13 protein-coding genes are annotated in these 13,828 nt (G+C 71.6%); 6 read left to right on the top strand and 7 right to left on the bottom strand.

The genetic code is table 11. The features are described from left to right. Positions 1-20: 20 nt before the first annotated feature. The 3 genes from ABZ624_RS20350 to ABZ624_RS20360 all read left to right on the top strand — a co-directional run bounded on the left by ABZ624_RS20350 (position 21) and on the right by ABZ624_RS20360 (position 2,974). Entirely contained in the window at positions 21-968 is a 948-nt protein-coding gene (locus tag ABZ624_RS20350) for an N-acetylmuramoyl-L-alanine amidase (RefSeq protein ID WP_360090446.1), read from the top strand. Positions 969-1,053: 85 nt separating this feature from the next. Further along, a complete protein-coding gene (locus ABZ624_RS20355; protein ID WP_360090449.1) occupies positions 1,054-1,854 on the top strand; it encodes a DUF5336 domain-containing protein in 801 nt (266 codons plus the stop codon). Positions 1,855-1,963: 109 nt separating this feature from the next. Next, on the top strand, positions 1,964-2,974 hold the full coding sequence (locus ABZ624_RS20360) for an LLM class F420-dependent oxidoreductase (RefSeq protein ID WP_360090452.1): 1,011 nt from the start codon (positions 1,964-1,966) through the stop codon (positions 2,972-2,974). Here ABZ624_RS20360 and ABZ624_RS20365 read toward each other — a convergent pair whose 3' ends face one another. After that, positions 2,975-3,559, bottom strand: coding sequence for a hypothetical protein (locus tag ABZ624_RS20365; protein ID WP_360090455.1), 585 nt, complete (start codon positions 3,557-3,559; stop codon positions 2,975-2,977). Positions 3,560-3,686: 127 nt separating this feature from the next. Here ABZ624_RS20365 and ABZ624_RS20370 point away from each other — a divergent pair, with 127 nt between their 5' ends. Continuing rightward, positions 3,687-3,980 carry a hypothetical protein gene (locus ABZ624_RS20370; protein WP_360090458.1) on the top strand — a complete coding sequence of 98 codons (294 nt, stop codon included), beginning with the start codon at positions 3,687-3,689 and terminating at the stop codon, positions 3,978-3,980. A gap of 9 nt (positions 3,981-3,989) precedes the next feature. On the opposite strand, the gene ABZ624_RS20375 is transcribed toward ABZ624_RS20370, so the two are convergent. Genes ABZ624_RS20375 through ABZ624_RS20385 form a run of 3 tightly spaced genes read right to left on the bottom strand, consistent with a single transcriptional unit; the run spans position 3,990 to position 7,284 of the window. Continuing rightward, positions 3,990-5,060, bottom strand: coding sequence for a prenyltransferase/squalene oxidase repeat-containing protein (locus ABZ624_RS20375; protein ID WP_360090461.1), 1,071 nt, complete (start codon positions 5,058-5,060; stop codon positions 3,990-3,992). Further along, positions 5,057-5,818, bottom strand: coding sequence for a class I SAM-dependent methyltransferase (locus tag ABZ624_RS20380; RefSeq protein ID WP_360090464.1), 762 nt, complete (start codon positions 5,816-5,818; stop codon positions 5,057-5,059). The genes ABZ624_RS20375 and ABZ624_RS20380 overlap by 4 nt, the downstream gene beginning before the upstream one ends. Then, positions 5,812-7,284: a glycosyltransferase family 4 protein gene (locus ABZ624_RS20385; protein WP_360090467.1), complete on the bottom strand. Its 1,473-nt coding sequence runs from the start codon at positions 7,282-7,284 to the stop codon at positions 5,812-5,814. Before ABZ624_RS20385 ends, ABZ624_RS20380 begins: the two co-directional genes overlap by 7 nt. A 232-nt stretch (positions 7,285-7,516) precedes the next feature. Here ABZ624_RS20385 and ABZ624_RS20390 point away from each other — a divergent pair, with 232 nt between their 5' ends. Continuing rightward, positions 7,517-8,146: a TetR family transcriptional regulator gene (locus ABZ624_RS20390; protein WP_360090470.1), complete on the top strand. Its 630-nt coding sequence runs from the start codon at positions 7,517-7,519 to the stop codon at positions 8,144-8,146. On the opposite strand, the gene ABZ624_RS20395 is transcribed toward ABZ624_RS20390, so the two are convergent. Further along, entirely contained in the window at positions 8,147-8,311 is a 165-nt protein-coding gene (locus tag ABZ624_RS20395; RefSeq protein WP_360090473.1) for a hypothetical protein, read from the bottom strand. Between the two features lie 542 nt (positions 8,312-8,853). Here ABZ624_RS20395 and ABZ624_RS20400 point away from each other — a divergent pair. Further along, a complete protein-coding gene (locus ABZ624_RS20400; RefSeq protein ID WP_360090476.1) occupies positions 8,854-12,156 on the top strand; it encodes a hypothetical protein in 3,303 nt (1,100 codons plus the stop codon). On the opposite strand, the gene ABZ624_RS20405 is transcribed toward ABZ624_RS20400, so the two are convergent. Then, a complete protein-coding gene (locus tag ABZ624_RS20405) occupies positions 12,110-12,343 on the bottom strand; it encodes a ferredoxin (RefSeq protein WP_360090479.1) in 234 nt (77 codons plus the stop codon). The two genes, ABZ624_RS20400 and ABZ624_RS20405, sit on opposite strands and share 47 nt — an antisense overlap. Before the next feature lie 2 nt (positions 12,344-12,345). Continuing rightward, positions 12,346-13,797, bottom strand: a complete 1,452-nt coding sequence (locus tag ABZ624_RS20410; protein WP_360090482.1) for an aldehyde dehydrogenase — start codon at positions 13,795-13,797, stop codon at positions 12,346-12,348. Positions 13,798-13,828 lie beyond the last annotated feature (31 nt).

Raw genomic sequence — 13,828 nt, forward strand, 5'->3', positions numbered from 1 at the left:
CCCCGGTTAGAGTCACAGACGTGTCGTACCTAGGCCCGGAGTTCGATTCCCCCCAGCCCCGCCCGTCCCGGCGCCGCCCGCTGACCGTGGCGCTCGCCGTGCTGGTGCCCGGCGCGCTGCTCGGGTGGGTGGCGTACGAGGCGGTGGGCGGCGGGGGCGGGGCCTCCGCGGCCCCGGGCGCCCGCGGCGGCTCCGCCGTGTCGTCCCCGGCGTCCTCCTCGCCGTCGGCCCCGTCCGCCTCTCCTGCGGACGGCGGCAAGCAGACCTCGGGGGCGGCGCCCGCGGCCGGTCCGCTGAAGGGCAAGGTCGTCGTCGTGGACCCGGGGCACAACCCGGGCAACTTCCAGCACACGGCCGAGATCAACCGCCAGGTGGACATCGGGACGAACTGGAAGGAGTGCGACACCACCGGGACGTCCACCAACGACGGTTACACCGAGGCCCGGTTCACCCTCGACGTCGCCCACCGGCTGCGCACGCTGCTGGAGCAGCAGGGCGCCACGGTGAAGCTGACCCGTGACGGCGACAGCCCGGCCTGGGGGCCGTGCGTGGACGAGCGGGCCCGGATCGGCAACGCCGCGCACGCGGACGCGGCCATCTCCATCCACGCCGACGGCTCCGCCGAAGGCAACCGCGGCTTCCACGTCATCCTGCCGGGGCCGGTGCACGCCGGTGCCGCCGACACCCGGCCGATCGTCGACTCCTCGCACGACCTCGGTACCCGCATCGCCGGCACCTTCCTGCGCGACACCGGTGAGCCGCCGTCCAACTACCTCGGCGAAGGTACCGGTCTCGTCACACGTACGGACCTGGGCGGTCTCAATCTGTCAACGGTTCCGAAGGTGTTCATCGAGTGCGGCAACATGCGCGATAGCAAGGACGCGGCACTGCTGACCAGCGGAGCCTGGCGGCAGAAGGCCGCGCAAGGGATCTCTGAGGGAATCGTGAGTTTCCTGCGCGCGTCCTGACCGGCGGGCGGAACCGGCCGGACAGGCGGATCTTGCGGACGGTAGTGTCTACCGACGACGAGACGACTTACGAAGGACCTTTGAAGTGAATATCCGCTCCCTCACTAGAGGCGACGGCGCGGTGATCGGAGCAGCGGTGGTGCTGTTCATCGCGTCGTTCCTCACCTTCCAGAGCTACTCCTTTCTCGGCGCCTCCGCCAGCGGGAATGCGTGGGACGACCTGGGCTTCGGCCTGGGCATCTACATGGGCGCGGTGATCGGTGCCGTCCTCATCGTCGTCAACCGCTGTCTGCCGCAGCAGCGCAAGGTGCTCGGACTGGACCTCAGCCAGGTCGGCGCCGCGTTCTCGGTCCTGGCGGCCTGGTCGCTGCTGTGGACGCTGATCGACACCCCGGACGGTTACGACGCCGGCGCGGGCCTCATCCTCGGTTTCATCGCCGCTCTGGTTCTCGCGGGCGCCGCCATCGCCACCCCGCTGGTCCCCGCCCTCCAGGCCGCTCTGCTGCCGGCACCCAAGCCGGTCGCGCCGCAGCCCTACGGCGCCCAGCCGCCCGGTGGTTACGGCTACCCGGGCGCTCCGGCCCAGCCCTACGGCGGCCAGCCGCAGGCGGGCCAGCCGTTCGGGCAGCAGCCGCAGGGCGGTCCGGTGCCGACGGCGCCGACGGCCGCGGCGCAGCCGGCTCCCGCGGACTTCTCGCCGTTCTGGTTCGCCGTTCCGGTCGCCCGTCCGCTGTTCGCGGAGGACGGCTCGCCGACCCCGATCGCCGAACTGGCGCCGGGCACCTGGTACCTGGCGGTCGAGCAGCGCGGTGCCGCGCTGGTCGCGCAGACCCAGGACGGCCGCCGTGGCGTGCTCCAGGACACCTCCGGCATCCAGCGCGGCTGACCGGCCGCACCCCGCCGCAGCGACGGCCCCCCGCCCTTCCGGGTGGGGGGCCGTTGTCGTACAGTCGGCTCCCGACCGGTGAACTGACGGATCGTCAGGAGGCAGGGCTATGCGGCTGGGTCTCGCACTCGGGTACTGGGGACGCGGTCCGGACGCCGGTCATGTGCCGCTCGCCCAGGAGGCGGAACGGCTGGGCTACGACTCGGTGTGGACGGCGGAGTCCTGGGGGTCGGACGTCTTCACCCCGCTCACCTGGATCGCCGCGCGCACATCGACGATCAAGCTGGGTACGGCGGTCGCCCAGATGGCCGCACGTTCGCCGGCCACCACCGCGATGCACGCGCTCACCCTGGACCACCTCTCCGGCGGCCGGATGATGCTCGGGCTCGGCCTGTCCGGGCCGCAGGTGGTGGAGGGCTGGTACGGCCGCCCGTTCCCGAAGTCGCCGCTGACCGCGACCCGGGAGTACGTGGACGTCGTACGGCAGGTGCTGCGGCGTGAGGCGCCGGTGGAGGTGGACGGGCGGTTCCATCCGCTGCCCTACCGGGGGCCGGACGGCACGGGGCTCGGCAAGCCGCTGAAGCCGATCACGCATCCGCTGCGGCCCGACCTCCCCGTCCTGCTCGGCGCCGAGGGGCCGGGGAACGTGGCGCAGACGGTCCGGATCGCCGACGGCTGGCTTCCGCTGTACTGGTCGCCGAGCCGGCCCGAGGTGTACGGGGACGCCGTGCGGAAGGTGCCGGAGGGGTTCGTGGTGGCTCCGCTGGCCCGGGTGAAGGTGTGCGACGACGTGGCCGAGGGGCTGCTGCCCGTGAAGGCCATGCTCGGCTTCTACATCGGCGGGATGGGGCACGCCTCCCGCAACTTCCACGCCGGCCTCATGGCGCGCATGGGGTACGAGGAGGAGGCGCGGCGGATCCAGGAACTGTTCCTCGCGGGCCGGCGGGAGGAGGCGGTGCTGGCCGTACCGGACGCCTTCGCCGACGAGATCTCGCTGATCGGCCCCCGGGAACGCATCGCCGAGCGGCTGGAGTTGTGGCGCAGGGGCCCGGTGACGGACCTGCTGGCGCTCTCACCGGACCCGCACACCCTCAGGGTGCTCGCGGAGCTGAACTCCTAGCTAGCTGCCCTTGGCGAGCTGGGACGCCGAGGGCACCTGGTCCTTGACCGGGGCGCCGGCGCTCGCACCCGCGTGTTTGACGTTGCCGATGACGTCGTTGAAGGAGGAGGCCGCGTCGGTGTCACCCTTGCGCAGCTTGGACGGCAGGTTCTTCAGGGCGTCGATGCCGGCGCCGAGCGGCGCGAGCGCCTTGGCGAGCGCCGGGTCGCCCTGTGCGTTCTTCCGGGCCGCCTTGAGCCGGTTGTAGGCGAAGGCACCGGCGAGACCGGCCTTCACCAGGGCCGTCCTGCGGCCCTTGGCGCCCTTCTTGAACGTGCCGGCCTTCCACGGCTTCACGATCCACTGGTAGGTGGCACCGGCCGCGAGACCGGCGTCGATCACGAAGCGCGTCTTGGCGAACTTGCGCCGCTGCGCGGAGGTGGTCGGGGTGGGGGCCCCGGTGGCGGGAACGGCCTGGACCCCCGTGATGTCCTTCGTACTGGCCTTCTCGACGGTCTCCTCGCTGCCGCCGCAGGCGGTGGCGCCGGCCAGCAGGGCGCAGCACAGCGTGAGCGCCACGCAGAGGCGCCGTATCGGTACGGGCACGGAGGTCCTCCGGACTGTCCTCCCCGAGCGACTGCTTCCTCCGGCAGCCTCACCCGTGTCGGCGGGTTCGGCCACCCGGCGGCAGCCGTCCGGGTTTCACCGTCCCCCGCCCGGCAATCCGGAAGGTATGTCCCCTCGATATCGCAACGGAGCGAATCAGGCCGGGACGGTCATCGCGGTCGTCGCCGACATCATGGCCCTGATCCTCGGCCTGTGGATCCTGATGTACCTGCTGGACGCGAACCGGGCCAACAGCCTGGTCCAGTTCGTCCACGACGCCGCCGCATGGCTGGCGGGCTGGTCGCACGACCTGTTCACGTTCAACGAGGCCTGGGCCCGGGTGGTCGCCGGTTACGGCCTGGCGGCGGTCGTGTACCTGTTCGTGGGCCACGCCGTCGCCAACCGCATGCACCGGCACTGAGTCCCTGGGCTATCCGCAGCAGTCGGGGTCCAGGCCGGTCGGCAGGTGTTCGCCGCCGAAGACCGCACACGTCGCCTCGTGGCCGCCGAGCGCGGCGACGGCGAGGAGGAGGGAACCGGCCGTCCAGGTGGTGAGCTCCTGCGGCCAGACCGCGTCGTCCTCGAAGACGTAGCCCGTCCAGTACAGGCCGCTCCCGGGGTCGCGCAGATGCTGGATGGACTGCAGGATCGCCAGGGCGCGGTCCGACTCCCCCATCGCCCACAGGGCCAGGGCGAGTTCGCTGGACTCGCCGCCGGTGACCCAGGGGTTGGGCACCACGCAGCGCACTCCGGCGCCGGGCACGACGAACCGGTCCCAGGACTCCTCGATGCGGGCCTTGGCCTCCTCACCGGTCAGCGCGCCGCCGAGGACCGGGTAGTACCAGTCCATCGAGTAGCGCTCCTTGTCCAGGAAGCGCTCCGGGTGGCGGCGGATCGCGTGACGGAGTGCTCCCACCGCCAACTCCCAGTCCGGCTGCGGCTCTTCACGCTGCTCGGCGATGGCGAGCGCGCAGCGCAGCGCGTGGTGGATCGAGGAGCTGCCGGTGAGCAGGGCGTCCGCGGTGGGCGTGCCGTCGTCCTCGCGGCGCCAGCCGATCTGGCCGCCGGGCTGCTGGAGTCCGAGCACCCACTCCATGGCCGCGTAGACGGTCGGCCACATGCGGTCCAGGAAGGTGTCGTCGCCGGTGGACAGGTAGTGGTGCCAGACGCCTACGGCCACGTAGGCGACGAAGTTGGACTCGCGGGCGCGGTCGGTGACGTCGTCGTGGGCGCCGTCGGCGTAGGCGGCGTACCAGGAGCCGTCCTCGTTCTGGTGCCGGGCCAGCCAGCTGTACGCCCGCTCGGCGGCCTCGTGTTCGCCGGCCGCGTCCAGGGCCATCGCGGCCTCGGTGTGGTCCCACGGGTCCAGGTGGTGCCCGCGGAACCACGGGATCGCGCCGTCCTCCCGCTGTACGGCGAGGATGCCGGCGACGGTCGCGGCGGCCTGCCCGGCGGTGAGGACCCCGGGCAGGACGAGGTGTTCTGTCCGGGGAGTGGTCACTTGGCGGCCACCTCGGACACCTCGGAGGTCTCGGACAGACGCGGCAGGTGCGGCTTGGTCGCGTAGACCACGAAGCTCTTGCCGATCAGCGGGTTCAGCGCCTGCTCGGCGACCCGCGTGGCGAGCGGCTTCTTCATGATGTCCCAGACCAGCAGCTTGTGGTACGCCCGCACCGGCAGCGCCTTGTCGTTGTCGACGCCGAACGCGCACTTCAGCCACCAGTACGGCGAGTGCAGGGCGTGCGCGTGATGGCTGCCGTACGGCTTCAGGCCGGCCTCGCGGATCTTCGCGACCAGTTCGTCGGCCTTGTAGATGCGGATGTGGCCGCCCTCGACCTCGTGGTAGGCGTCGGACAGCGCCCAGCAGACCTTCTCGGGGCCGTAGCGCGGCACGGTGACGGCGATACGGCCGCCCGGCCTGAGCACGCGGACCATCTCGGCGAGCACCCCCTTGTCGTCGGGGATGTGCTCCATCACCTCGGAGATGATGACGACGTCGAAGGACTCGTCCGGGAAGGGCAGGGCCAGCGCGTCGCCCTCCATGGCCGTGGCGGTGGCACCCTCCGGTGCTTCCCCGGCCTCCTTCATCGCCGCGAACCACTTGGCGACCTCGCGGATCTCCTCGCCGTTCTGGTCGAGGGCCACGACCTGGGCGCCGCGCCGGTAGCACTCGAAGGCATGCCGGCCGGCCCCGCAGCCGAGGTCCAGGACTCGGTCGCCGGGGGCGAGCGGGAACCGGGAGAAGTCGACGGTCAGCACGTGGCCCTGCTTTCGGGGTAGACGCCGGTGTCACTCGTCGAGGTCACGGGCGCGACCTTCGTCGAGGTCACGGAAGCAACACTCGGTGCGGCCGTGGAGCGGCCGGGTATCGGTGCCGTGGAGCGGCCGGGTATCGGTCCCGTGGAGCGGCCGGGTATCGGTCCCGCGGAGCGGGCGATGGCCTCGCGGTAGTGGGCCACGGTTCCTTCCGCGGCGCGGGCCCAGGTGAAGTGCCGCAGCACCCGCTCACGGCCCGCACGGCCGAGCCGTACCCGCAGCTCACGGTCCCCCAGCAGCCGGCCGAGTCCGGCGGCCAGCGCCCCCGCGTCGCCCGGCGGTACGGCCAGGCAGGTCTCGCCGTCGCGTCCGGCGACCTCGGGAATCGCGCCGCCGGTCGTGGCGACCAGCGGGGTGCCGGTGGCCATGGCCTCGGCGGCGGGCAGCGAGAAGCCCTCGTACAGCGAGGGCACACAGGCGACCTCGGCCGAGCGGATCAGGTCGACCAGTTCGGCGTCGGAGATGCCCTTGACGAACTCGACGGCGCCTTCGAGGCCGTACCGCTCGACGGCCGCCGCGACCGGCCCCTCCTCGGGGCGCTTGCCGACGACGACGAGATGGGCGGCCGGGTGCTCGGTGCGCACCTTGGCCAGCGCCTCCACCAGGAACACCAGCCCCTTGAGCGGGACATCGGCGCTGGAGGTGGTGACGATCCGGCCCGGCACCTCGGGTACGGCCGGATTCGGCGCGAACAGATCGGTGTCGGCGCCGATGTGGACGACGTGGACGCGGTCGTCGCGTACGCCGAGGTGGTCCACGATCTCCTGCCGGGAGCTGCCGGAGACGGTGAGGACCGAGGGCAGCCGGCGCGCGACGCGCTTCTGCATACGGGTGAAGGCGTACCAGCGGCGCACCGAGTAGCGGCGCTGCCAGCTGTCGGCCGCGTCCAGCTCCAGCTGCCGGTCGACGGTGATGGGGTGGTGGATCGTGGTGACCAGGGGCGCGCCGATGTCGCCGAGCAGGCCGTAGCCGAGGGTCTGGTTGTCGTGGACGACGTCGAACGCGCCGCGCCGGGCGCGCAGATGGCGGCGGGCGCGCAGCGAGAAGGTCAGCGGTTCCGGGAAGCCACCGGTCCACATCGTCGCGACTTCCAGGGCGTCGATCCAGTCCCGGTACTCGTCGCGCCCGGGGGTGCGGAAGGGGTCGGGCTGGCGGTAGAGGTCGAGGCTGGGCAGTTCGGTCAGGGTGAGTCCGGGACACCCCTCGTCGAGGACGGGGTACGGCTGGGAGCCGATGACCTCGACGCGGTGGCCGAGCCGGGCCAGCTCGCGCGAGAGATGCCGGACGTAGACGCCCTGGCCGCCGCAGAACGGGTTCCCCTTATAGGTGAGGAGCGCGATGTCGAGCGGTCGCTCGCCGTCGGCTGCGGGCTCCTCCTGGGCACCCGCATCCCGGGCCTCAGCGGTCACTCCGTGCCCCCTTCTGCCTGCACTGTCCCGCGAGACTACGACGGGACGCTAATCTAGAACAAGTTTCAGACTTGATCGTTCAAGAGGCTCTGAATCTACCGGCAGGTAGGGGCACAGTGAGCAGTGGATCAGGTGATTCACGCCACGGCGCGTCGCCCTGCCATGCTGTCTGATCACGTGCCCCACAGACGCCTTCACCGACTGTCACGGAACGGGACCCATGCCTGCGGACATGCCTGCGGAACCCAGGGGGGAAGCCAGTACGGTCCGGCCCTCGTCGTCGCTCACCGAGCGCCAGGAGGCCCGCCGCCGCCGGATCCTGCACGCGAGCGCCCAGCTGGCCAGCCGGGGCGGTTTCGACGCCGTACAGATGCGCGAGGTGGCGGAGTCCTCCCAGGTCGCCCTGGGCACCCTCTACCGCTACTTCCCGTCCAAGGTGCACCTGCTGGTCGCCACCATGCAGGACCAGCTGGAGCACATGCACGGCACGCTGCGCAAGAAACCGCCGACGGGTGACACGGCCGCCGAGCGGGTGGCGGAGACCCTGATGCGGGCCTTCCGCGCGCTGCAGCGCGAACCGCACCTGGCCGACGCGATGGTCCGCGCGCTGACCTTCGCCGACCGCAGTGTCAGCCCCGAGGTCGACCAGGTCTCCCGCCAGACGACGGCGATCATCCTCGACGCGATGGGGCTCGACCACCCCACGCCCGAGCAACTCTCCGCCGTCCGCGTCATCGAGCACACCTGGCACTCGGCCCTGATCACCTGGCTCTCGGGCCGCGCCTCCATCGCCCAGGTGAAGATCGACATCGAGACGGTGTGCCGCCTGATCGACCTGACGGAACCCGGCACCCATCCGTGATCACCGCCGCCTCCGCTGCCGCAGGGCGTCCAGGAGCCGGCCGAGCACCGTGAGCGCGGCGGTACGGCGGGCCGGCCGACGGGACCATACGGCGGGGAGTACGACGCCGACGTAGACGGCGAGGAAGACGAGGGTGGCGAGGAGGAGGGGGAGCTGGGCGTTCATGGTGTTCCTTCCCGGACGAACGGCCAAGGCCTGGTGCGATGACGATGGCGCCCGGGAACGCCGACCTGGCCGAACTCCGAATCCCGCCGAAGTCCCGGCGAAAGGCGCAGGTCAGGCCGTACGCTTTGGAGACGTTTGCTGAACGGCACCGAAGGAGCGGGGAGTTGGCAGCAGCAGCGCCGGGTCCGGCCGGGGAGTTCTGTGCGAGGCTCGGGCGTCTGGTGCGCGCGTGCCGGGTACCGCAGGTGGACGTCGCCGCGAGGCTCGGCCTCGGTGCCGGTTCGGTTTCGGCACTGCTGAACGGGAATCGGCGCAAGGCCCCGGAGTGGGAAGCGGTACGGGAGATCGTGCTCCTGTGCGCGGAACGGCATGGCCGGGGCCCTTTGCCCGGGGGGTTGCGGCTGGATGTGGAGTGGTGGCGGGGGCGGTACGGGGAGGTGGAGGAGGCGGTCGAGAGTGCGCGGGGGCACGTCCGTCGCCCGAACACCGGGAGCTCGGCGCCAACTCCCGTATCCTCAACGGCGCTTGACGTGAGCGGCTGCATGAACATGCGGTTCGACGAAGCGGTCCGCCTGTTAGCCGGCGGCCGGCCGGGGCTGAGGGGCGCTGCCGAGGCGCTGTCGGCCCCAGGTCTGGAGGGCAGGGGCTCGCCGCGGATCATCGATGTCCTGCTGGACGGCTTCCCCGAGCGGGTGCGTGCCGCGCACGGCGTACCGCGCTGCGCGCTCTTCCAAGCTGCCCGGATGGTGTTGGTGGCTACGGCGCTGGTGCGGTCCGGGACGGACAAGCTGAGCCAGGACGGGGCGCGACTGGCCGAGGATCTGGTGAACGGGGCGGCCCGGACCCAGATGCGGACTCGGCGCGGCATACCGGCTGAAATGTTGGTGCTGCCGCGCACCTGGGGGCCGGCACCCGCGCGGGAGCTCACCGATCACTATGTTCAGCTGGCCCGCCCGCTTGCCGCGGCCTGCCCGGAGTTCGCGCTGGCGGTCGGCCTCCGCGCCGGCATCGAGAAGGGCACGGAGGACGGCGACGGAACCGGGCTGGCCAAACTGGGAGCGATGCTCGCCCGGTTCGCGGGACAGGCGAACGATGCCGGCTCGACCCGCTCCCGCCTGAACGACCCGATCGCCGAACTCGGCTCGCGCGGCCCCCGGCTGCCGAGTCTGGCGGACGGTTACGTCAACCCCCGCTTCCGGCTGGCCGGGCCGGATCTCGCAGAGGGGTCGACGGACAAGGTCGCCTCGGACAAGTGGTGGGAGGAGCAGCGCGTTCAGGACGACATCGAGCGCTTCCTCGCCGCCTACCTCATCACCCTCCCCGCGCTGGGCGCGCCCCTCGTGGTGCTCGGGCATCCTGGTGCCGGAAAGTCCCTGCTCACCAAGCTGCTCGCCGCCCGGCTGCCGGCCGCCGAGTACCGCCCACTGCGGGTGGAGCTGCGGCGCACCCCTGCGGAGGCTGCCCTCCAGGCCCAGCTGGAGCACGCACTGGAACAGGAGACGGGACGGGCGGTCAGCTGGCCGGACTGGTCCGAGTCCGTGCCCGGAGCCATCCCGGTCCTCCTGCTCGACGGTTTCGACGAACTGCTCCAGGCGGGCGCCCAACTCCTCGATTCCGCCCGGCAGTGGCGCTATCTACGGCAGATCGAGCAGTTCCAGAAGCGCGAGGCGTCGCAGGGCCGCCCGCTGATCGTGATCGTGACGAGCCGAACCGTGGTCGCGGACCGCGCGCAGCTCCCCACCCACAGTCCAGTACTGCGACTGGAGCCGTTCGGTGAGGCGGAGATCGAGCACTGGCTGGCCATCTGGAACACCACGAACGCCCCCTATTTCGCAGAGCACGGCCTGCACCCGCTGGCCCTCGGCCCCGTCCTCCAGCACGCGGAACTCGCGGCCCAACCGCTGCTGCTGATGATGCTCGCCCTGTACGACACGGTCACCGGCGACCTGCACCGACTACGCTACGAGAGCATCAACCGTGCCCAGTTGTACGAGCGGCTGCTCACGCGGTTCGTCCGCCGCCAGGTCGTCAAGGACGGCCCGCTTCCGGTGGCCGAGCAGGACGCCGCGATCGAACGCGAGCTGCACCGCCTGTCCGTGATCGCCCTCGGCATGCTCCACCGCGGGACCCAGGCCATCACCGGCGAGCAGGCGGACGGTGATCTGCGCACGCTGGCCCCGGAGGCGTCCGGCCAGGAGCCGCATGGCGCCGAGCCGCTGTTCGGCCGCTTCTTCTTCGTGCACGAGGCGCAGGCCGTGGTGAGCGACCAGCACCTGCGCAGCTACGAGTTCCTGCACGCGACCTTCGGCGAGCACCTGGCGGCCCGGCTCATCGACCGGGCGCTGCGAAAGCTTGCGGAGTCCGAAGCCGTGGACGACGGTGAGCTGTACGCGCTGCTGTCCTTCACCCCGCTCACCGACCGGGCCCAACTGGTGCAGAACCTGCGCGACATGTTGGCAGGCTGGCCGGCGGACGGACACCGCGACCGGCTCCCCACGCTGCTGGCCGGCCTGTTCAGGGCGGCGCAGTGGGACCCTCCGTACCGCACCGACCCGGGCCACGCACCGACAGCGGCGACCATGACGTACCGGAAAGCGGTGTACGAGGCGAACCTGCTGCTGATCGCGGTTCTGGCGGCGGGCGAGGTGTACGCGTCGGCGCTGCTGGAGTCCGCCGATCTGGTCGACGGGTGGCGGCGGCGAGCGATGCTCTGGCAGTCCCAGCTGTCGGCGGAGTCCTGGGACCTGCTGTCCTCCACGCTGCACCTGGAGCGCTGCGGGCGGGAGGGCGAGCCGGACCTGCGGATCGGTACCCGCCGGGTGCCGCTCGTCCAGCACGAACTCAGCTGGCAACTCGGCGTCCCCGACGTGCCGTCCGGCTCTCGGCACATGCTGCCGGAGGAGGGCGCCCCGTCCGACATCTCGGACACGGTGAGGCGAGTGATGTTCGTCGGCGACCGCGACGCCGAGCTCCTGTTGCACGCCGCGCACCCGCTCCTGCACCAGTTGCCCAGCACACTCCGGTCGTACGAGCTGGACGAAGACGGTTTCGCCCGGTCGGCGGCGCACTCGCTCATGGCCCTGCTCAGCCGGGACTGGTACGACCCAGCCGTACTGCCCGACCTGTACGCCAGGTGCCTGCGCCATCTCGGGCACCTGCCGCAGCATGGGGCAGAGCCCTATCTGGAAGCCGTGGTCCGTCAGCTGGGGCAAGACGCACAGGACCTGCCGGACCGATCACTCCTTGCCGTGGCCCGTCAACTCTCCGGTGTCCTGGACAGCGGCATGTTCCTCACCGCGGCGGGCCAGCGGTCGCTCCTGGACTTCGTGCACGCCGTCCTCGGCAGGGGCGGTCCTCAGCTGGCCGAGGCGCTCAACACCCTCCAGATGAGGGTCTACGCGTCCGCGACCGCCGCCGAAGACGACGACGAGGAGTACCTCAACCTCCTGCTCCGGCTGACCAGGTTCGGCAGGAGCAGCGGTACTTGGGAGGGGCAGTTCCCCGTGCCACGGGGCGCGGCGGCCGTGCACCTTCTCGACGGTCTCCTCACGCGGCTCGACCTCAGGGAGACCGCCGCCCGCCACCCGTCAGCCGTGGTCGACCTCCTCCGCCTTGCCGCCGACCTCGGCCTGGACGACTGGCTGGCCAAGAACGCGGCTCGCATCCTCGCCGCGCTCTCCGCGCCGGCGTTCGCCCTGCTCCGCCCCACCGACCTCCACTACCTCCGAGCGGCTCTCCCGGACGGTGCATACACGGCCGAGTTCACGAAGCTGGAGCTGGTCTGGAGGGAACGTCACCTCACTCCTCCGGCGGGAACACCGGCTCCCCGCTCTCCAGCAGGGTGATCAGGATGGCCTCCACCGGGCAGCCCTCCGCCGCCTCCAGGACGGGTTCGCCGGCGTCGGTGTCCGCCCGCACCGGGTGGGACTGGCGGGCGGAGTCGAGGCGGAAGGCGTGCGGGGCGTGGTGGAGGCACTGGGCCGAGCCGATGCACAGCGACCGGTCGACCTCGACGTGCCAGCGGTCGCCCATGCTCACGTCCCCGCCGGCAGGTGGATCATCTTGTGTTCGAGGTAGGCGCCGAAGCCCTCGGGGCCGAACTCCCGGCCCAGACCGGAGTTCTTGTAACCGCCGAACGGGCCCAGCATGTCCAGGCTGAAGGTGTTGACCGAGTAGGTGCCGGTGCGGACCTGCCGGGCGACCTCGATGCCGTGCTCGACGTCCGCCGTCCACACGCTGCCGGACAGGCCGTAGTCGGAGTCGTTGGCGATCTTCACGGCCTCGGGTTCGTCGTCGTACGGGAGCAGGCAGATGACCGGGCCGAAGATCTCCTCGCGGGCGATGCGCATGGCGTTGTCGACGTCGCCGAAGAGGGTCGGTTCGACGTACCAGCCCCGCTCCAGACCCGCCGGCCGGCCACCGCCGGTGAGGATCTTGGCGCCCTCCTCCTGGCCGATGCGGATGTAGTCGAGGCTGCGGCGCTGCTGCCGCTGCGCGACCAGCGGGCCGACCTGGGTCGCCGGGTCCAGTGGGTCGCCGACCTTCAGCGCGCTCCCGGCCGCCGCGAAGGCGTCGGCGAACTCGTCGTAACGGGCACGCGGGAGGAGGATGCGGGTCTGGGCCACACAGGCCTGCCCGTTGTTCATCCAGGCCGCCGGGACGATCCCCGACACCGCCGCCTCGACGTCCGCGTCCGGCAGGACGACCGCCGCCGACTTCCCGCCCAGCTCCAGCGTGACCCGGGTGAGGTTGCGGGCGGCGACCTCCATCACCCGCTTGCCGGCCGCGACCGAGCCGGTGAAGGAGACCTTGTCGATGCCGGGGTGGCCGGCCAGGTACTCGCTGACCTCGCGGTCGGCGGGGAGGATGGAGAGCACACCCTCGGGCAGGCCGGCCTCGCGGGCGATCTCACCGAGGAGATAGGCGTCCAGCGGGGACTCGGGGGACGGCTTGAGTACGACAGTGCAGCCGGCCAGCAGCGCGGGGGCGAGCTTGGCGGCGGCGACGAACTGCGGGACGTTCCAGGGGACCACGGCGGCGACGACACCGACCGGTTCCCGGCGGACGAGGATCGGGCCGAGGACGCCGTCCCTGCGCTCCTCGTAGGTGAGGTCCCGCGCGACCCTGATCGCCGCGTCCCACACCATCATCGCGCCGAGCGCCTGGGCGAGGACGCTCCAGGAGTACGGGGAGCCGTTCTGCGCGGAGATCACCCGGGCGATCTCCTCGTGCCGGGCGGCGATGGCGTCCTTGATCCGGGTGACGACCCCGATCCGCTTTTCGAGCGTCGCCCGCGGCCATGGCCCCTCGTCGAATGCGCGGCGCGCGACGGCCACGGCCCGGTCCACGTCCTGCCGCGAGGCGTGCGGCACCCGGCCGATGACCTCCTCGGTGTGCGGCGAGATCACCTCGATGACGTCCTTGCCCAGCGGATCGGTCAACTCCCCGCCGATGAACAGCTGTCCGTGTTCCACGAGCTCGGTCATGGCCTGCCGCCTCCCGCCGCAGCGCTGTTTC

The organism is Streptomyces sp. NPDC007205 (assembly GCF_040634095.1).
Lineage (GTDB): Bacteria > Actinomycetota > Actinomycetes > Streptomycetales > Streptomycetaceae > Streptomyces.